Annotated in this window: 14 protein-coding genes; 8 read left to right on the top strand and 6 right to left on the bottom strand. The window is 57.0% G+C overall.

The features are described from left to right. A complete protein-coding gene (locus tag ACG1VR_RS23430) occupies positions 1 to 2370 on the bottom strand; it encodes a molybdopterin guanine dinucleotide-containing S/N-oxide reductase (protein WP_395489892.1) in 2370 nt (789 codons plus the stop codon). 111 nt (positions 2371 to 2481) lie between these two features. On the opposite strand from ACG1VR_RS23430, the gene ACG1VR_RS23435 reads away from it, so the two are divergent. Beyond that, positions 2482 to 3144 (top strand): OmpA family lipoprotein, encoded by a 663-nt coding sequence (locus ACG1VR_RS23435; RefSeq protein WP_395489893.1) that lies wholly within the window; start codon positions 2482 to 2484, stop codon positions 3142 to 3144. A 67-nt stretch (positions 3145 to 3211) separates the two neighbouring features. On the opposite strand, the gene ACG1VR_RS23440 is transcribed toward ACG1VR_RS23435, so the two are convergent. From ACG1VR_RS23440 to bcsE, 5 genes are all read right to left on the bottom strand, one after another. Beyond that, the gene (locus tag ACG1VR_RS23440) at positions 3212 to 3466 is read right to left on the bottom strand and encodes a Txe/YoeB family addiction module toxin (protein WP_016538736.1); all 255 of its coding nucleotides are present in this window, start codon (positions 3464 to 3466) and stop codon (positions 3212 to 3214) included. Continuing rightward, positions 3463 to 3714 carry a YoeB-YefM toxin-antitoxin system antitoxin YefM gene (yefM, locus tag ACG1VR_RS23445; RefSeq protein ID WP_039899469.1) on the bottom strand — a complete coding sequence of 84 codons (252 nt, stop codon included), beginning with the start codon at positions 3712 to 3714 and terminating at the stop codon, positions 3463 to 3465. Before yefM ends, ACG1VR_RS23440 begins: the two co-directional genes overlap by 4 nt. A gap of 254 nt (positions 3715 to 3968) precedes the next feature. Further along, entirely contained in the window at positions 3969 to 5642 is a 1674-nt protein-coding gene (gene bcsG / locus ACG1VR_RS23450) for a cellulose biosynthesis protein BcsG (protein WP_395489894.1), read from the bottom strand. Further along, entirely contained in the window at positions 5635 to 5826 is a 192-nt protein-coding gene (gene bcsF / locus ACG1VR_RS23455; RefSeq protein WP_244878537.1) for a cellulose biosynthesis protein BcsF, read from the bottom strand. The genes bcsG and bcsF overlap by 8 nt, the downstream gene beginning before the upstream one ends. Beyond that, positions 5823 to 7388 carry a cellulose biosynthesis protein BcsE gene (gene bcsE, locus ACG1VR_RS23460; protein ID WP_395489895.1) on the bottom strand — a complete coding sequence of 522 codons (1566 nt, stop codon included), beginning with the start codon at positions 7386 to 7388 and terminating at the stop codon, positions 5823 to 5825. The genes bcsF and bcsE overlap by 4 nt, the downstream gene beginning before the upstream one ends. Positions 7389 to 7564: 176 nt before the next feature. Here bcsE and bcsR point away from each other — a divergent pair, with 176 nt between their 5' ends. The 7 genes from bcsR (at position 7565) to hmsP (ending at position 20282) form a co-directional block, all read left to right on the top strand. After that, positions 7565 to 7750 (top strand): cellulose biosynthesis protein BcsR, encoded by a 186-nt coding sequence (gene bcsR, locus ACG1VR_RS23465; RefSeq protein WP_039898950.1) that lies wholly within the window; start codon positions 7565 to 7567, stop codon positions 7748 to 7750. Positions 7751 to 7762: 12 nt separating this feature from the next. Beyond that, entirely contained in the window at positions 7763 to 8497 is a 735-nt protein-coding gene (bcsQ, locus tag ACG1VR_RS23470; protein ID WP_016538730.1) for a cellulose biosynthesis protein BcsQ, read from the top strand. Beyond that, positions 8494 to 11091 (top strand): UDP-forming cellulose synthase catalytic subunit, encoded by a 2598-nt coding sequence (gene bcsA / locus ACG1VR_RS23475; protein ID WP_395489896.1) that lies wholly within the window; start codon positions 8494 to 8496, stop codon positions 11089 to 11091. Before bcsQ ends, bcsA begins: the two co-directional genes overlap by 4 nt. A gap of 16 nt (positions 11092 to 11107) precedes the next feature. Then, positions 11108 to 13501: a cellulose biosynthesis cyclic di-GMP-binding regulatory protein BcsB gene (bcsB, locus tag ACG1VR_RS23480; RefSeq protein WP_395489897.1), complete on the top strand. Its 2394-nt coding sequence runs from the start codon at positions 11108 to 11110 to the stop codon at positions 13499 to 13501. Between the two features lie 5 nt (positions 13502 to 13506). After that, positions 13507 to 14613, top strand: coding sequence for a cellulose synthase complex periplasmic endoglucanase BcsZ (bcsZ, locus tag ACG1VR_RS23485; protein WP_395489899.1), 1107 nt, complete (start codon positions 13507 to 13509; stop codon positions 14611 to 14613). Then, the gene (bcsC, locus tag ACG1VR_RS23490; RefSeq protein ID WP_395489901.1) at positions 14595 to 18095 is read left to right on the top strand and encodes a cellulose synthase complex outer membrane protein BcsC; all 3501 of its coding nucleotides are present in this window, start codon (positions 14595 to 14597) and stop codon (positions 18093 to 18095) included. The genes bcsZ and bcsC overlap by 19 nt, the downstream gene beginning before the upstream one ends. A gap of 201 nt (positions 18096 to 18296) precedes the next feature. Next, positions 18297 to 20282 (top strand): biofilm formation regulator HmsP, encoded by a 1986-nt coding sequence (gene hmsP, locus ACG1VR_RS23495; protein WP_039899468.1) that lies wholly within the window; start codon positions 18297 to 18299, stop codon positions 20280 to 20282. The last annotated feature ends 126 nt before the right edge of the window (positions 20283 to 20408 follow it).

Below are 20408 nucleotides of genomic sequence, written 5' to 3' on the forward strand. Positions count from 1 at the left end.
TTATCCAGGATATCCATCAAAAGCCGTAACAACCGGCGGCTGGCCGGTAAACTTCTCTGCCCAGACCAGCGAATTATTTGCCGCACAGCCGTTCGCGAGGCGCGAAGACGGGATATCCATCGTCAGCACGTTAACGGCTCCGTTTTTACACAGCTGATTTTCGTCGAGGTCTGGCCACGCGCCCTGATGAATACAAACCACTCCGGGCCTGATGCCATCCGTAATATGAGCACCAACCAATACCTGCCCACGGGCGTTCCAGACGCGAACTAAGTCACCCTGAGCGATGCCGCGCGCTTTTGCGTCATCCGGGTGCAGCGTGATGGGTTCTCGTCCGGCAATGGTGTACTGGTCACGCAGAGCGGCGTAGTTGAGCTGGCTGTGCAGGCGGTGAGCCGGATGCGAGGAGAGCAGCTGAAGCTGGCCGGACTCGGCGTTGCCCTGCCACTCATCAGGGGCCAGCCAGCTCGGATGCGGAGGACAATCCTCATAGCCAAAGCTTGCTATGCGCTCGGAATAGATCTCAATTTTACCGCTCGGCGTTTTCAGCGGGTTCGCCTGAGGATCTTCCCGGAAGGCGGCGAAGCGAATAAATTCTGCATTTTTCGCATTTTCCGGCATTTCTATCAGCTGGTTAGCTTCCCAGAATTCACTGAATGCTGGCAGCGTAATGTGCTGTGCGGCTCCCCGCTGGCGAGCTATCTCATAAAAGCTTTCCAGCCATTCAAGTTCGCTTTTACCTTCGTTAAAGCGCAGTTTTCCGCCCGCTTCCCATATTTCGCTCAGTTCTGCGAAAATATCGAAATCGTTACGTGCTTCGCCCTGGGCCGCAACAACCTGCTTCATCGGCACCAGATGCTGGTTGCTGTAATCTCCGGTCATCGTCATGTCGTTGCGTTCAAACGAGGTGGTTACCGGCAGCACGATATCGGCGTGCTTAGCTGCCGCCGTCCAGAAGCATTCGGAGATGACGATAAACTCAGGCTTTTGCCATGAGGCAGACAGGCGATTAGTGTCCTGATGATGAGTAAAGTTGCTGCCGCCCGCCCACCACAGCATGCGAATATCCGGGAAGGTGTACTGCCGACCGTTGTGCTGATAAACGCCACCCGGATTCTCCAGCGCCTCGACAATGCGCGCCACCGGTATTTTATCTACCGCGTCGGTTCCCCCGGCCAGAGAGCCTTGCAGCGAACCGAGAACCGCCGCGCTGCGGGTTGGGTTGCCGCCGTTAGCAAAGTGGTAGGAGAGGCCGAACCCGCCGCCCGGCGTGCCTATCTGGCCCAGCATCGCCGCCAGCGTCACCAGCATCCAGTGTTTCTGCTCGCCGTACTGCTGGCGCTGCATGCCCCAGCCCGCCATCAGCATGGTGCGCTGGCCGCTGAACAGCGTCGCCAGTTTCTCGATTTTCTCTGCCGGAATGCCGCATATATCTGCCGCCCAGGCCGCGCTTTTCGGCATGCCGTCGCGGGTGCCAAGCAGATAGGCTTCAAACTTGTCGTAGCCGGTGGTGCAGCGTTGCAGAAACTCAGTATCGTGCTTATTAAGCGCGACGAGAGTATGGGCGATGCCAAGCATCAGCGCCACGTCGGTGCCCATATGCGGCGCAATCCAGTCAGCATGCTCGCCAAAAAAATCCACGGTTTCGGAGCGCATCGGGTCGATGGCAATAATGGTTTTTCCGCTGTTTTTGAGCTGCTCAAAAAACTTCACGCCCTGCTCGTCGCTGGCGTTCCATGCAATTTTTAATGTATTTAGCGGATTAGCGCTCCACAGCACCACAACTTCGCTGTTCTCAAGCAGCAGCGGCCAGCTGGTCTGCTGCTGGTAAACCTCACTGGAGCCGACGACATAGGGCATGATCACCTGCGCGGCGCCGGTAGAGTAGTCGCCTGAGTGCCCGGTGTAGCCGCCCGCCAGGCTCATGTAGCGCTGAAGCAGGGTGGAGGCTTTATGCAACACGCCGTTGGAGCGCCAGCCATAGGAACCGGCAAAAATCGCCGCCGGGCCGTAGCTCTCCCTGATGCGTTTATGCTGCCGGTGGATAAGCTCAAGGGCCTCATCCCAGCTGATGCGCACATACTCGTCCTTTCCTCGAATGCCCTGTGGGCTATCGGGGGAGGCCAAAAATCCTTTTCGCGCCATCGGAAACGCCACTCGCGCTTTGCTGTGTACCTGGTCCGGAACAGCCGTTTGTAACGAGTTGAGGTGGCCGGTTTCCAGCGCTCCGCGCGAGCTATAAACCCGCTTGCCGTCGGTTTCAACCAGCATCGGCCCCCAGTGCGCGGCGGTGAGGATCTGTTTGCGTGAAGAAGATGAGTTTGCCAATTTGGGCTCCGCGTTTGCAGGTGGTGGGCTGCGCCCACGCATATTATTTACAACTATCAGAATACTTCCCGGAATTTTCTACACGATCCGCCGTCATAATCAATCGCCGATATCGTATACGGCCAAGGATTCATAAGGATTGAAGGAAAGAAGATGAAAAAACGCGTCATGATTATGGCTGCCGTGGTTTGCGGCACCTTAGTGGTTTCAGGCTGCACCACTAACCCTTACACCGGCGAAAGCCAGGCGGGCAAATCCGGCATCGGAGCAGGGATTGGTTCGCTGGTGGGTGCGGGAGTCGGCGTGCTCTCTTCGTCGAAAAAAGATCGCGGCAAAGGCGCTCTTATTGGCGCGGCGGCCGGTGCGGCACTGGGCGGCGGCGTGGGTTATTACATGGATGTGCAGGAGGCGAAACTGCGCGACAAAATGCGCGGAACCGGCGTCAGCGTGACCCGTAACGGCGACAATATCGTGCTGAATATGCCGAACAACGTTACCTTCGACAGCAGCAGCGCGACGCTGAAGCCCGCAGGCGCGAATACCCTGACCGGCGTTGCGATGGTGCTGAAAGAGTATCCGAAAACGGCGGTAAACGTCGTGGGCTATACCGACAGCACCGGCAGCAACGAGCTGAACATGCGTCTTTCTCAGCAGCGTGCTGACGGGGTCGGCAGCGCGTTGATTACCCAGGGCGTGGACGCCAGCCGCGTTCGCACTTCCGGCGCTGGCCCGGCGAACCCTATCGCCAGCAACAGCACTGCCGAAGGCAAAGCGCAGAACCGCCGGGTAGAAATCACTCTTAGCCCTTTGGGGTAAATTGAATCAGACGGTGGGCCTGGCAACAGCAAACCCGCCGCCGGAAGCCGCTACCCTGCTGGTATTTTTAGTAGTGGTAGCGGCAGGCTACGATAATCAGGCGATCTTCTTTAACGGTATAAACCAGCCGATGCTCTTCATCTACGCGGCGTGACCAGAAACCTGCCCAGTTAAATTTCAGCGGCTCAGGTTTGCCCAGGCCCTGAAACGGCGTTCGTTTGATATCTTTAATGAGATCGTTAATGCGCTTCACCCTTCTTTTATCGCTGGCCTGAAACCAGAGATAGTCCTCCCAGGCCTGACGGTGCCAGCAGAGGATCATTCGATAAGGTCTCGTTCTGTATACCGATCGTTATTGATATCTTCTATGGCCTGATTCAGACGCGCGGCGTTGGCCGGAGAACGCATCAGATAAGCCGTCTCCTCCAGAGAGTTATATTGCTCTTCACTAAGTAGCACGCAGTTGCCTCCATTCTGTCGGGTGATCAGGACTGGTGCCCGATCGTCTATTGCATTTTGCATGGTATCTGCCAGCTCCTGCCGAGCTTTACTGTAGGTGATTGTGCGCACGGAAACCCCCGGGATGTACAATATTTCTACCAGTATATAATCTATACAGATATTGTACAGCTTTGAGTACAATGCGTCGCCGTAAACACTCTATTCCTTCTCGACTTCCGATCACAGTCTTTGTTTTTAATTCAGGAACCTGGCTCGCAACCTATTGTGCTAAATCGCATTTATTTTCTGGAGATGCAGCTATAAGCTGATAAAAAAACCGGCAACAGAGTGCCGGTTTTGTTGATGATAAAGTCGCGTAAAAATTACTGCGGATAAGGCACCCAGTCGCCGCCGCTGAGCCGAACATACGGCTTATCCTGGTATTTCAGCACCACCGCCGTGGCGTTTTCAGAGACCGGTGCGGTTTGCGGCAGGTTGCCGGTTAACGCATTCCAGTCCACCTGGTCTGCCACGAAATTTTTGCCGTCAACCGAACGGGAAACCAGCTCCGAAATGGCCAGATAACTGGTCGGCTGGCTGATTTCGATAGCCTCTCCCTGATGCGGAGCCTTCATCCCAACAAATTTCACGCCTGCCGGAACGTGGGTGATGTCCGGGCTCGGGATGTCACGCAGGCCGGAGACCTGCATTTTATCGCCTTTCAGCGCCGCGCCGTGCTCTGGCACAATCACTACCATCACTTTGCGGTCCGACTTTTCAAGCTCGGTCAGGAACGAGTCCAGCTCGTCAAACAGCTTTTGCGCCCTGGCTTTATAGTCGGCGGTTTTGCTATTGCCCGGATAATGGTTGCCGTCGTGCAGCGGCACCAGATTATAGAAGGTGGCGGTACGCGGGTTAGCGCCGTCGTTCTGTTCGCCCTGCAACCAACGATGTAGCACCGCGGTGTCGTCATAAATTTGTGAGCCATCGAAGGCGAGCAGCCCGCTCGGCAGCCCGCCCTGGTCCATCAGCGGAACCTGAACGCCGCCGTACTCACGGACTTCTTTCAGGAAATCACCGAACACGCCGTTATGATCCATTATCAGCTGCTGTTTAAAGCCCAGACGGGCAAGATCATCAAACAGATAGCACTGATTACCGGCAGGCTCGTAAAGCCCTTTATGAGAAGACTGGCCGCAGCTGGCACGCAGCAGGCGAATAGCCGCCGGGCCGCTGTAGGAGGTGGCCGAGTTAAAGTTTTTGAACAGAATATCGAAGTGTTTCCACAGCGGGTGTGAATCCAGGCCGACCGCTTCAATGTCCGACCATGAAAGCGAGCAGATATTGATTATCAGCAGCTCAAAAGGCTGAGCGTCCGCGGGCAGCGCGTCCGGGAATTTGGTCTGCCGTTTGGCTTCGCCGGCATAAAAACTGTTCAGCCAGGCGGTAATGTTATCGCTGGTGGGAGGGGCGGTCTGTGCCGGAATGTCGCCGGGCACCGGAGCCGGAGCCGCACCGGAAGCTGCCGGTGCGCCGGTATTAACCGAAGCGGTAGTTTGTGCGGCGGAAGGCAGCAGGGAGATAGCTGGCCCGGCCACGGTTAACAGGTTAAGCCAAACCAGAATTGCGACCACAAATACCGTCACGCGCAGCCATTGTGAGACAAAAAGCCAGGCAACCAGCAGCACAAAGGCGGCACCTATCATCTGCCAGTTAATAAACCGGGTAACCAGGTCAACGAGATAGGCAAAGCTAAAACCGGCGACCTGCGACCCCTGGCTAATAATGCTGTCGGGGCCGGGCAGCCAGGTATCGTGCCAGAACAGCCCGATACCGATGGGCAGCGCTATCCAGTTACGCAGCTTGTGGAGGTTAATCGGCGGCAGCGGGAACAGTAAAAAGGCGAGAAAGACCAGGTTCGCCAGCGGGTGAAAATTGAGATAGCCGGTCCACAGCAGCCCAAATTTCAGCAGAAAGTAGTAGTTCCAGCCGCCCAGTCCGCGCCAGTATTGCCGGAAAGATGCGAGCGGTTTTGCCGTTTGAGCGTGATTAGTCATGTTGGTGGTCTGCCTTGACTGAAGCCCGGCGCAGCGTTCCGGCCGGTTTGACGTAGCGTGGTTTTAGAAACATTAACCGTACTGAATTGCTCAGCCGGGGAAGCCAGCGGTGGGCGGTGTAGCCCAGCGGGATAAAGATAATCGCGCAAAGCACAACCAGCTGAATGATGTCGGTGATATTCATCGTGATGTTTGCTCCCCGGCGGTATCATCAAGCAGGGTGATTGCGGTGGGCTGGCGGCGCCAGCCGTGGCCCTCGCGGCTTACCTGAGGCACGGCATTTTGGTTGAGGGTTGCGGCAAGAGGTTTAGCCCATTTTTCCGGGCGCATGGCCTGCATCTGTAACACCTCCGCGGCTATCTGGCCGTCTTCGTACCACACCATGCGGTTGGTGAAGATATCGTTAACCGGCAGCGGGAAGATATGGTTCAGGGCGGTATCGAGATCGTTAATACGGCAGAACGAAAGGAACAGCACCAGCCGGTTTTCGCCGAGCGTGACGATATCGCCCATGCGGTTTGGGCGGCACAGCGTAAGCGCCTGTTCAACGCGTAGCCCCGGTACCGGGCGCAGAGCAACCATTACGCCCTTACCGTCCTGGGGCAGCAGCGAGTTATTCATCAATGCCGCTATGCCGTTGCAGAACGTTTCCCAGGGCTGGTAGCCGCGCAGTTTTAACGGCTGCATCTGGTCGATGAGCACGCCAATTTCTTCCGGTACGTGGCGGGTAAATTTAACGCCCTGAATGCTTTCTATCATCGTCAGGCAGCGGGAGAGCGGCGCGTTCCACGGAATGATAAGCGTAGCCCCGCAGCCGAGCATCAGGCGTTCGTCCGTGGCGCGCAGGCTGGCATGATTTTCACGTACGATAAGCTTCAGCGCGCTACCTCGCTGGCGGCGCAGGGCGTGGATTTGCCGGGCAATGCTGTTTATTTGGCTGTTTTGCGTCAGGGAAAAAATAATTGTCGCCGCCTGGGCGCTTCTCGCCGCTTCAAACAGCTGCTCGTTATTTTCAAACAGCTGCCAGTTTTCGGACAGGGCGGGTGCGCCTTCCAGCACGGCAATATGGCTCATCACCCGCTTTTCATCGCTGCGGGGCTGAGGCGTATTTTCAACGTTTTCCACCACCTGCCAGCTTTGCTTATGCCACTGGACATCGAGCTGTTGATCGGCGGTCACCCCTTTTTCGTTGCACCAGAAGGCAACGTCATAGCGGTGAATGTCCGTTTGCGCCCGCAGGCTGGCAAGGCCGGACAGGCTGCGGTGTTCGTTAATTAATAACGAAAACTGTTTGTCGATGTTATTTCCAACATTCACAAACAGCAGGCTGCAATTGTGGCGCCTTGTCCATCGCCCAATAGAATGAATCCAGCGAAGCAAAGAGGCGCTGGGTATATTTTCCCAGACATTATCTGAACTCAACAGGATAAATAAATAATTTTTCGGATTAACGCTACACATTAAATCCTGGGGCATGCAGTTTAGACCATTATAAGAATTTGGCATGGAAAAAAGATCAATTTTTTTGGGGCCGTGAAGTGCGTCCAGTTTTATTATCTTTTTGGGCTTTTCTCCCATCGTAATAACCGCAATGTTATCCTGCTCTTTTTGCTTTGAAATGGTTTGATTAATCAGGGCGATGGCGTCATCTCTGCGCCCCACATCCAGCCACCAGACTCCGCCGGTCGGCATGTGGCTTAATTCGTCCCACAAAGATGTAATGCCAAGCGAGAATATGGGTTCCATGACTTTCACCTGGGTATAAATTTAGTATACATGTCAATTTACTAGCGCACGTTGAGAAATAAATCTACCCTTAAAAATAAATCTCACCCGCTTTAGTATTGTAAATCACACTGCATTTTCTGCATCTTTGTCTTTAATTGTTGATAACAATGATTTGCCTGAGGATGGTAGGGGTAATGTCCGAGAATGAAACTGATGATGTTCAGGAGGGTAAACTTGTGTATGCCTTCCAGAATGATTTTCTGGCGCTAAGCAAAGCTTTTTCGATACCTGAAATAGATTACACAGATATCTCTCAGCGAGAGCAACTGGCGGCGGCAATTAAGCGCTGGCCGCTGCTGGCGGAGTTAACGCAACAATAGGGAGCGTGCCTGATGGCGGTCATTGGGTTACAGGGGTTGCGCGGTGGAGTAGGAACCACCTCTATCACTGCGGCGCTGGGCTGGTCATTGCAGCAGCTTGGGGAGACGGTGCTGGTGATTGATACCTCGCCGGATAACCTGCTGCGCCTGTTTTTTAATATTGATTTCGCCAACCCTCAGGGCTGGGCGCGCGCCATGCTGGATAATCAGGACTGGCGTAAAAGCGCGTGGCGCTATACCAGCCATCTGGACGTGCTGCCGTTTGGCAAGCTTAGTCCGGCGGAGCGTGAGACCTTCTCCTCGGTAGAAACCGCATTGGGCCAGTTCAGCCATTACCTTGCCGACCTGAAAGAAAGCCAGCGCTACCGGTGGATTCTGGTAGACCTGCCGCACGGGTTTGAAGCCCTGACGCGCCAGCTGCTTAGCGAAACGGACAGCGTGCTGACGGTAGCCAAGCCTGACTCCAACTGCCATACCCGTTTACACCAGCAGGCCCTGCCTCAGGGCGCGCATTTGCTGGTGAACTATTTGCTGGTCGCCAGCCAGCTGCAGGACGATATCTATCAACTCTGGCTGCAAAGCCAGCGCGCGATGATCCCGATTATTCTTCACCGCGATGAGGCGATGGCCGAAAGCGCGGCGGTGAAACAGCCTCTGGGGGAATACCGCCCGGACTCGCTCATCGCCGAAGAGATGATGACGCTCGCCAACTGGTGCCTGCTGAATCTGCCTGGGAAGGATATATGAGCAGCATAGCGTCGTGGCTGTTGCTCCCCGCTGCCAGCCAGCGGCTGGGGGAACGCTATCTCACTTTTCGCCGCAACGGCGCTCCTCCGTTTAGCGCCGCGCTTGGCTGCCTGTGGCTGATTGTGGCCTGGTGCCTGTTGCCGCTGGAGGGAGAGCGCTGGAGCCGCGTCCGCGACGAACACCACAGGCTTTATCCCCACATCAACCCCAATAAACCGCGCCCGCTGGACTTTCTGCGCTACGGTATTCAAAGCGCCTGGCTGCTGCTGTTTTCTCAGGGGCGGGTTGGGCGCCCACGCCTGCGCTCATTCGGCCGTATGCAGGCATGGCGCGAGAGCTGGCACGGCTGGCTTGATAAACTCCCGGAAAGCTTTAGCCAGAAGACTCGGCACCTCGAAGATGAGAAAGAGCTGGGACATATCAGCGATACCGCCCGGCGCATTATTCTCGGCGTTATCATCGTGTTCTCCTCCGTTCTGGCGCTGTTGTGTATTACCCAGCCGTTTAACCCGCTGGCACAATTTATCTTCCTGATGCTGCTGTGGGGCGTGGCGCTGCTGGTGCGTCGCCTGCCGGGGCGCTTCTCTGCCCTGATGCTGATAGTGCTGTCGCTCACCGTCTCCTGTCGCTACATCTGGTGGCGCTACACCTCGACCCTGAACTGGAACGATCCTGTCAGCCTGGTGTTTGGCCTTGTCCTGTTATTCGCCGAAACCTATGCCTGGCTGGTGCTGGTGATGGGCTATTTCCAGGTTGTCTGGCCGCTTAACCGCCAGCCCGTGCCGATGCCGAAAGACATCAACACCTGGCCGGTGGTGGATATCTTTGTCCCGACCTATAACGAAGACTTGCACGTCGTGAAGGGCACGATTTATGCCTCGATGGGTATCGACTGGCCTAAGGACAAGCTCAATATCTGGATCCTGGACGACGGCGGCCGGGACGAGTTTAAGCAGTTTGCCGATATGGTCGGGGTGAACTACATCGCCCGTACCACCCATGAACATGCTAAAGCCGGGAATATTAATAATGCCCTGAAGCACGCCAAAGGCGACTTTGTGGCGATTTTTGACTGCGACCATGTGCCGACACGCTCGTTCCTGCAACTGACCATGGGCTGGTTCTTCAAAGAGAAACAGCTGGCGATGATGCAGACCCCGCACCACTTCTTCTCCCCGGATCCGTTTGAACGCAACCTCGGGCGTTTTCGCAAAACGCCTAATGAAGGCACGCTGTTTTATGGCCTGGTGCAGGACGGAAATGATATGTGGGACGCCACCTTCTTCTGCGGCTCCTGCGCCGTTATACGCCGCGGGCCGCTGGATGAAATTGGCGGGATTGCGGTCGAAACAGTTACCGAAGATGCCCACACTTCTCTGCGCCTGCATCGCCGGGGTTATACCTCTGCCTATCTGCGCATCCCGCAGGCGGCGGGCCTGGCGACGGAAAGCCTCTCGGCGCATATTGGGCAGCGTATTCGCTGGGCGCGAGGCATGACGCAAATCTTCCGCCTGGATAATCCGTTCTTCGGCAAAGGGCTGAAGTTCGCCCAGCGGCTCTGCTACGCCAACGCCATGTTCCATTTCCTCTCCGGGGTGCCGCGGCTCATCTTCCTGACCGCACCTCTGGCGTTTCTGCTGTTCCACGCCTACATCATTTATGCCCCGGCGATCATGATTGCCCTGTTTGTGCTGCCGCACATGATCCACGCCAGCCTGACCAACTCGAAAATTCAGGGCAAATACCGCCATTCTTTCTGGAGTGAAATCTACGAAACGGTGCTGGCGTGGTACATCGCCCAGCCGACCCTGGTGGCGCTGTTTAACCCGCATAAAGGCAAGTTCAACGTTACCGCAAAAGGCGGTCTGGTCGAGAACGAGTATGTGGATTGGGTCATCACCAGGCCGTATCTGATGCTGGTTCTGATAAACCTGCTCGGCGTGGTTGTGGGCGCATGGCGTTTCTTCTACGGCCCTGAAAATGAAGCGCTAACGGTGGTCGTCAGCCTGCTGTGGGTGTTCTACAACCTGATAATCCTTGGCGGCGCGGTGGCGGTTTCAGTTGAGAGCAAGCAGGTCAGGCGGGCGCACCGCGTTGAAATAGCCATGCCTGCGGCGCTTGCCCGTGAAGACGGGCACCTGTTCCCGTGTACGGTTCATGACTACTCCGACGGCGGCGTGGGGATCAAAATTCATGGGCCTGCTCAGGTGCTGGAAGGGCAGAAGATCAACCTGCTGCTGAAGCGTGGCGCGCAGGAATATTTCTTCCCGGCGCAGGTGGTCCGCGTGTTTGGGGATGAAGTCGGCCTGCAGCTGGCTCAGATGACGACCCGGCAACATATTGATTTTATCCAGTGTACTTTTGCCAGGGCCGATACATGGGCGCTGTGGCAGGACAGTTTCCCCGAGGATAAGCCGCTGGAAAGCCTGCTGGATATTCTCAAACTTGGCTTCCGGGGCTACCGCCATCTGGCGGAGTTTGCCCCGCCGTCTTTGAAATTTATTTTCCACGCCATCACCGCGCTGGTGGACTGGGTTGTGTCATTTATCCCGCACAACCCGGTCGCTAAACCGGCAAAAACTGCAATGGCCTAACTTTGATGAAAACGCGATGAAAAGAAAAATATCCTGGTTTTGCGCAGCGGCGGTAGGCATGAGCGCCCTGCCTGTTACAGCGGTGAATGCGGCTGATGCGACGCCGACCCCAACGGTGCCGACGGTGGCTACGGCAAACCAGGCGGCGGTGACGCCTGCGCCTGCTCAGACGGAGGCGCTAATACCGGCTACTCCGCCGGATGCTGCGGCTCAGGTGGGGCAAGTGCTGCCGGGCGTGACCGGAGCAAATGCGCCGATCGTCGCCGAAAACATCCCTTCGCGCGATGTAAAACTGAATTTCGCACAAATCGCGCCGCCGCCGGGAAGTATGGTGCTACGCGGCGTCAACCCGACCGGCTCGGTCGAGTTCGGCATGCGCAGCGATGAGGTGGTGTCCAAAGCCCTTCTGAACCTTGAGTACACGCCTTCTCCGGCGCTGCTGCCGGTGCAGTCGCAGCTGAAGGTTTATCTTAACGACGAGCTGATGGGCGTTCTGCCGGTGACCAAAGAGCAACTGGGCAAGAAAACTTTCGCCCAGGTGCCGATTAACCCGCTCTACATCACCGACTTTAACCGCGTGCGGCTGGAGTTTGTCGGTCACTATCGCGATATCTGTGAAAACCCGGCCAGCACCACATTGTGGATGGACGTCGGGCGCAGCAGCTCTCTGGCGCTGACCTACCAGCGGCTGGCGGTGAAAAACGATCTGTCGCACTTCCCGATACCTTTCTTTGACCCGCGCGACGACCGCCCGCTGACCCTGCCTTTTGTTTTCGCCGCCAGCCCGGATATAGAGCAGCAGCGTGCCGCCGGGATTGTGGCCTCATGGTTTGGCTCCCGCACCGCCTGGCGGGGCCAGAGCTTCCCGGTATTGTATAACCAGCTGCCGGACAGCAACGGCATCGTGTTTGCCACCAACGATAAGCGGCCCGACTTCCTGCGTGACCACCCGCCGGTGAAAGCGCCAACCGTTGAAATGATTAACCATCCGGGCAACCAGTATATCAAGCTGCTGGTGGTCTTTGGCCGCGATGATAAAGACTTGCTGCAGGCCGCCAAAGGCATCGCTCAGGGGAATATTCTGTTCCGGGGCAGCAGCGTCACCGTTGACGACGTGAAGCCGCTGCTGCCGCGCCAGCCATACGACGCGCCAAACTGGGTACGAACCGACCGGCCTATTACCCTCGGTGAGCTAAAAACCTACCAGGAGCAACTTCAGTCCAGCGGGCTTGAACCTGCCGCTATTAACATCACGATGAATCTGCCGCCGGATCTCTATCTGCTGCGCAGCAACGGTATCGATCTGAACCTGAAATATCGCTATACCGCACCGGCGATGAAGGACAGCTCGCGCATGGACATCAGCCTGAACAACCAGTTCCTGCAATCGTTCAACCTGACGCCGAACGAAGAAAATAACAAGCTGCTGCTACGCCTGCCGGTGTTACAGGGGCTGCTGGACGGCAAAACCGATGTGGCGATCCCGGCTTTGCGCCTGGGTGCCGCCAATCAGCTGCGCTTTGACTTCTCGTACATGAACCCGATGCCGGGTGGCTCAATTGAGAACTGTATTACCTTCCAACCGGTGCAGAACCACGTTGTGGTCGAGGACGAGTCGACCATCGATTTCTCCAACTACCACCACTTTATCGCGATGCCGGATCTGCGCTCGTTTGCTAATGCGGGCTTCCCGTTCAGCCGCATGGCCGATCTGTCTCAAACTATCGTGGTCGTAGGCAAAACGCCTGAACCGGCGCAGATGACCGCCCTGCTGGATACGCTCGGCACCCTTGGCTCCCAGACCGGGCTTCCGGCGCTGAATGTCGATTTGACCGATGACGGCAGCGCTATTCAGGGCAAAGATGCCGATATCATGATAATCGGCTCTATTCCGCCGGGCCTGAAGGATGATAAACGCATCGATCTGCTGGTCGAGGCGGCGCAGAGCTGGGTGAAAACGCCGGTTCGCCAGTCGCCTCTGCTGAGTGCGGTTTCTGACCCGAACGATCGCGTGGCCGATATACAGACCACGGTATCCTCCGCCGGCCCGATGGCCGCTATTGTTGGATTCCAGTCACCGTATAACGACCAGCGCAGCGTTCTTGCTCTGCTGGCTGATAGCCCGCGTGGTTATGAGTTGTTGAACGGCGCGTTAAATGACAGCGGTAAGCGAGCGGCAATTTCGGGCTCGGTTGCGGTGATCCGCGAGTCCGGGGTGAATAGCCTTCGTGTAGGTGATATTTACTATGTCGGCCATTTGCCGTGGTTCGAGCGTATCTGGTACGCGCTGTCTAACCACCCGGTTCTGCTGGCGATTTTCGCGGCAATAAGCGTGGTGCTGCTGGCTTGGGTGCTGTGGCGAGTGCTGCGTATTCTTAGCCGCCGCCGTATCGACCCGGAAGACGAGTAATTGCCATGAGATTAAGGTCTGCGCTGCTAATGGCCGGGCTGATGTTGATAGCCGTCAGCGGGCGGGCGGCCTGTAACTGGCCCGCCTGGGAACAGTTCAGGCAGAACTATATCAGTGACCAGGGAAGGGTTATCGACCCGAGCGACGAGCGCAAAATCACCACCTCCGAGGGGCAAAGCTATGCGCTGTTTTTTGCCCTGGTCGCCAACGATCCTGACATGTTCGACAGGCTATTGCGCTGGACCGAGAACAACCTCGCAGAAGGGGCGCTGAAAGCCCATCTTCCCGCCTGGCTGTGGGGAAAGAATGAAAAGGGTGAATGGACGGTGCTGGACAGCAACTCTGCCTCGGATGCCGATATGTGGATAGTCTGGAGCCTGCTGGAGGCCGGAAGGCTGTGGAAAAAGCCCGATTATATCCGCCTCGGCGAGCAGTTGCTCAAACGCGTCGCCAAAGAGGAAGTGGTCAAAATCCCGGGGCTCGGTTTTACGCTGTTGCCCGGTAAAGTCGGCTTTAATCATGCCCCTGCATGGCGGCTGAACCCAAGCTACCTTCCGCCGCAGGTGTTGCAACGCGTTGTTCGCTATGAAGGGCCATGGCCCGCCATGAGAGCCGCAAACCAGCGTTTGCTTCTGGAAACGGCCCCCAAAGGCTTTTCGCCAGACTGGGCCAGCTGGCAACAGGGTAAAGGCTGGCAGTTTAATGAAGATGACAGCCGCTACGGCAGCTATAACGCTATTCGCGTGTATCTCTGGGTCGGCATGATGGCCGATAACGATCCGCACAAGGCACTGCTGCTCAAACGGTTCCAGCCGATGGCCGACCTTACGACGAGGCAGGGCGTGCCGCCGGAAAAAGTTGATGTGCAAAGCGGTATTGCCTGGGGCAACGGGCCGGTTGGGTTCTCTGCCGCCATGCTGCCCTTTTTACAGGACGGCAATGCGCGTGAGGTCCAGCGCCAGCGGGTAAACGATAACTTTCCACAGGCGGATGCCTACTACAGCTTCGTCTTAACGCTCTTTGGTCAGGGATGGGATCAAACACGTTTTCGCTTTAATTCTCTGGGTGAATTACTCCCAGGCTGGGGGCAGGTATGCGCAGGTTCTCATTAAGTTTTGTCGCCCTCTCGCTGGGCATAGCGCTGACACCGGCGGCCCAGGCCGCGTTGACGCCTCAGCAGCAGCTACTTGAGCAGGTGCGGCTTGGCGAGGCCAGCAAGCGCGAAGATATTGTGCGCCAGTCGCTTTACCGGCTGGAGCTGATGGCGCCTGACGACCCGGACGTTATTGCCGCCCGTATGCGCTACCTGCTGCGCCAGGGTGACAACGCCGGAGCGAAAAAACTGCTCGACCGGCTGGCAAAGCAGGCGCCGGACTCCGACGAATACAAACAGTCGCAAACCACCATGATGCTGACCGGTGCAGAAGGCCGCCAGCAGCTACAGCAGGCGCGTTTGCTGGCGACCAGCGGGCATACCGATGAAGCTATCGCGGCTTACGAAAAGTTGTTTAACGGCAACCCTCCGGCTGGCGACCTGGCGATTGAATACTGGACGCTGATGGCCAGGCGGCCCGGCGGCGTTAATCAGGCCATTGATAAGTTAAAAGCGCTGGATGCGGCAGCGCCGGGCAACGCCGAGCTTCGGGGAAGTCTTGCGCGGCTGATGTTTGCCAACGGCCGCAGCGCCGAGGCGTATCAAATTCTGGAGCAGATGGCGAAGTCTGATACCAGCCGTGAAGATGCCGCGACGCTTTGGTACAACCAAATAGACAGCCTTCCCGCAGGGCCGATAAGCGTTGCCGCCCTGCAGCGCTTCCTGACCGTTTTTAGCGATGGAGATACGGTGACCACCGCCCGTGCGCGGCTCGAGCAGCAGCAAAAACAGCTGGCTGACCCTGCATTCCGCGCCCGCGCCCAGGGGCTGGCGGGGGTAAGCAGCGGCGGTGGGAGTAAAACTATCGGGCAGCTGAAAGAGGCGTTAAGTGCTAAGCAAAACGACAGCGAGGTTGTGGGCGCGCTCGGGCAGGCTTATTCCCAGCAGGGCAACCGCGCCCTGGCGGTACAGCAGTTCCAGAAAGCCATTCAGATGGACCCTGACAGCGACAATCGCGGCAAGTGGGACAGCCTGCTAAAAACCAACCGTTACTGGCTGCTCATCGAGCAGGGGGACGCCCTGCTGAAGGCTAATAATCCTGATGCAGCACGCCTCAAATACCAGCAGGCGCAGTCGGTTGATAACACCGACAGCTATGCGGTGCTGGGCTTTGGCGATGTGGCCGTGGCCAAAAAAGATGACGCCAGCGCCGAACGCTATTACCAGCAGGCTCTGCGGATGGATCGCGGCAATAGCAACGCGGTTCGCGGTCTGGCTAATGTCTACCGCCGCCAGTCCCCGGAGCGGGCTACGGCCTATATTCAAAGCCTGTCGGCCAGCCAGCGCCGCAGTATCGATGATATCGAGCGCAGTATTACGGGCGAGCGCCTTGAACAGCAGGCCAGCGCGCTGGAAAGCCAGGGCCAATGGGCGAGGGCTGCGCAGGTGCAGCGTCAGCGTTTGCAAATGGATCCGGACAGCGTGTGGATAACTTATCGCCTGGCAAACGATCTTTATTCGGCGGGGCAGCATAGCGAGGCCGATGGCCTGATGCGCGGGCTTGCTCAGCGTAAGCCGGGCGATCCTGAACAGGTTTATGCCTACGGGCTTTATCTGTCCGGCAATGATAATGATGCGGCGGCGCTCAGCCATCTCGATACGCTGCCAAAAGCGCAGTGGAACGACAATATCCAGGAGCTGGCGAGCCGGTTGCGGTTCAACGAGGTGATGCAAACGGCGAATCGCCTGCGGGATGGCGGCAAAGAGCCAGAAGCTATCGCGTTGCTACGCCAGCAGCCGGTTTCCGACCGCGTAGACCTGACTCTGGCAGACTGGGCAGCAGAGCGCGGTGACCGCGCTGAGGCTAAAAATCAGTATCAAAAAGTGTTGCAGCGCTCTCCGGCAAACGATGATGCCCTGCTCGGGCTAACCGAGGTGCTGATTGCCGATGGCGATAATGTTCAGGCCCGTGCGCAGCTGGCGAAACTGGAGCAGGCTCCGACGGCAGCAGCACCGACAATCAATACCCAAAGGCGGGTAGCCAACGCGTGGGCCGCGCTGGGCGACAATAGCAGGGCTGAAAAAACCTTTGCGCCTATTCTGGCAAGTGCTAAACGGCAGCCGCCTTCCATGGAAAGTGCGCTGGTGATGCGCGATGCCGCAGGCTTCCAGGCCGCGAACGGCCAGCCACAGCAGGCGCTGGAAACCTATAAAGATGCGATGGTTGCATCGGGCGTTACCGACAAACGCCCGATGGATAACGACAGTTTTACCCGCCTGACCCGCAACGATGAGAAAGACGACTGGCTGAAGCGCGGGGTGCGTAGCGATGCCGCTGACCTTTATCGTCAGCAAGATGTGAACGTTACCCTCGATCATGAATACTGGGGATCCAGCGGTACGCCGGGCTACTCTGACCTGAAAGCACATACTACGATGCTGGAAGTAGATGCTCCGCTAAGCGACGGGCGAATGTGGTTCCGTACCGATATGGTAAACATGGATGCCGGGTCGTTTAAAGATGGCGGCGCGGGCTACCATGAGCGCTGGGGGACCTGTAACGAACATACCTGCCACGGTAACACCAACCAGAGCGCCAACGGCGCAAGCCTGGCGGTGGGCTGGAAAAATAACACCTGGCAAACGGATATCGGCACTACGCCGCTAGGTTTTGACGTTGTTGATGTTGTCGGCGGCATTAGCTACAGCAACGATCTCGGCCCGTTTGGCTACACCGTTAATGCTCACCGGCGGCCCATCTCCAGCTCGCTGCTCTCTTTCGGCGGGCAGCGCGATCCGAATACCAATACCGTATGGGGCGGCGTGCGTGCCACGGGGGGCGGGCTTAGCCTCAGCTACGATAAAGGTGAAGCGAACGGCGTGTGGTCGAGCCTGAGCGCGGACTCGCTGACCGGTAAAAACGTTGCCGATAACTGGCGTGTACGCTGGATGACGGGTTATTACTACAAGCTTATCAATGAGAATAACCAGCGCCTGACCGTTGGCCTCACCAATATGGTCTGGCACTACGAAAAAGATCTCAGCGACTATTTCCTCGGCCAGGGCGGCTATTACAGTCCGCAAAAATACCTCTCGTTTGCCGTGCCGGTGATTTGGCGCAAGCGTACGGAAAACTGGTCCTGGGAGGTGGGCGCTTCCGGCTCGTGGTCTTATTCCCACAGTAATGCGGGCCGACGCTACCCTCTCCCTGATTTAGTGCCGAACGATCTGAATCCTTTGCCCAGAGGCAACCCCGTGGGCTACCCGGATCGCAACGAGCCTTTCGCCGCCAGCAGCAGCAACGGCTTTGGCTACACCGCCAGGGCGCTGGTGGAGCGCCGTATCAGCTCGCACTGGTCAATCGGTGCCGGGTTTGATATTCAACAGGCCAAGGATTACACCCCAAGCCATGCGCTGATTTTTGTTCGCTATTCAATGGGGGGATGGCAGGGTGATATGGATATGCCGCCGCAGCCGCTGGTACCTTATGCGGACTTCTGATTAACGGCTTATGAAGGTGGCGGGATTGCTCTTGTCGCCTGCTAATTCGGACGAAACTCAGCCGGTTTTGCCGGTAAAAGCAGAATTACCCGATTATCCTGCCGCCAGGATTAAAACCTGTGACAATGCAGTATACTCTGCGGGCATAAGAATATCCTGATGCCGGGCGTGGCGTGGGTTAAGCAATATCGGAGAGTCAGCTTGCGAGTCAGTCGTTCCTTAACGATAAAACAGATGGCTATGGTGTCGGCCGTGGCCCTGGTCTTTATTTTCATTTTTATCGTCATTCAGCTGTTCCATTTCGTTCAGCAAAGTCGGTACGACACCGCCATGCAGATGGAGAAAATCGCCCACTCCGTGCGTCTTCCGCTGTCCGACGCAATACTGCGTGCCGATATTCCGCAGGCCGAAGCCATCCTGCATCAAATTCAGCCTTCGGGCATTATCAGCCGGGCGGACGTGGTGCTGCCGAATCAGTTCCAGGCGCTGCGCCTGAGCTTTATACCGGAGCACCAAATCCCGATGCTTATCGCCCGGGTGTTTGAGCTGCCGGTGCAGATATCCCTGCCGCTCTATTCGCTTGAACGACCGGCTAACCCGCAGCCGCTGGCCTACCTGGTGTTACAGGCCGATTCCTGGCGCATGTATCGCATCATCATCAGCACTATCTCCACGCTGTTAACCACCTATTTGCTGCTGGCGCTGATCCTCACCGTGGCGATTAGCTGGTGTATTAACCGGCTGGTTGTGCACCCAATCCGTAAAATTAGCCGCGAGCTTGATGGGCTTAACCCTCAGCAGGCAGGGGAGCACCAGCTGGCGCTGCCGCCGCTGCACCATGACGATGAAATTGGCATGCTGGTGCGCAGCTATAACCGCAACCAGCAGATAACCCAGCGTTTGCAGGAGCAGATGAACACCCTCAGCACCCGCAACCCGCTGACCGACCTGCCGAATAAAGCGCTGCTGATGGCGCTGCTTGAACAGATGGTGGCGAATGAAAAGCACGGAGCGCTGATGCTTATCGCCAGCGAGACGTTGCAGGATGCTGCCGGGGTGCTCAATGAAGAGCAGCGGGAAATGCTGCTGCTGACGCTGGTGGAGAAAATTAAGGCAGTATTGCCCGCCCATACCGTGCTGGCCCAGTTAAGCAGCAATGATTTTGCGCTACTGGCTTACGGCACCAGCGACCCGTGGTACGCCATGACGCTGGCACAGCAGGTTATGGAGACGCTGAACGAGCGGTTGCCGGTACAGGCCATTCAGCTTAAGCCGACTGCCAGCATCGGCATCGCGATGTTTAAAGCAGGCCTCAGCGCCGAGCAGCTATACCGCCGTGCCGCATCGGCAACGCTGTCGGCCCGCCGCCACGGTAAAAACCAGATCCAGTTCTTTGACCCGGAGCAGATGGAAAAAGCCCAGCGCCGCCTGACCGAAGAACACGACATTCTTAACGCGCTGGAAAAGCATAACTTTGCCGTCTGGCTACAGCCACAGGTAGATATGCGGGACGGCTCGGTCGTCAGCGCGGAAGTGCTGCTCCGCCAGCGCCAGCCCGATGGAAGCTGGAGCCTGCCGGATGGGCTTATCGAGCGTATTGAGGCCTGCGGCCTGATGATTACCGTCGGCAGTTGGATTCTTGAGGAGTCGTGCCGCACGCTGGCGGCCTGGCAAAGCCGCGGCATCACGCTGCCGCTGTCAGTCAATCTTTCGGCGCTACAATTGCTGCACGAAGAGATGGTGCCTTCGCTGCTGGAGTTGCTCAGCCGCTACCGTATTCAGCCGGGTACGTTGATTCTTGAAGTGACGGAAAGCCGCCGCATAGACGACCCTCAGGCGGCGGTGAATATCCTGCGGCCGCTGCGCCAGGCCGGGGTGCGTATTGCCCTGGACGACTTCGGCATGGGCTACGCCAGCCTGCGCCATCTGCACCATATGAAAGCGCTGCCGATAGACGTGCTGAAAATTGATAAAAGCTTTGTTGATGGGCTGCCTGAGGACAATGCGATGGTCGGCGTGATTATCGCCATGGCTAAAGCGCTGGAGCTGAAAGTGGTTGCCGAAGGCGTGGAGCAAGCCGCCCAGCGCGACTGGCTGCTGGAGCACGGCGTGACCCTTGCCCAGGGTTACCTGTTTGCTAAAGCCCGCACGCTTGAACAGTTTGAAAACGAGTTCCTGGCCGCCTGATTGTAAAAACAATAGTTACAAATGTTACGAGCTGTAGCGGTTCAGCTCAAATTTTTAACAACTCTGTTAACAAATTAGATCGAGGCCACTTCTGCGTTTTTTTTGGGGTGATATGTTGAGTGCCGC

The organism is Cedecea davisae (assembly GCF_044095835.1).
Taxonomy (GTDB): Bacteria; Pseudomonadota; Gammaproteobacteria; order Enterobacterales; family Enterobacteriaceae; genus Cedecea; species Cedecea davisae.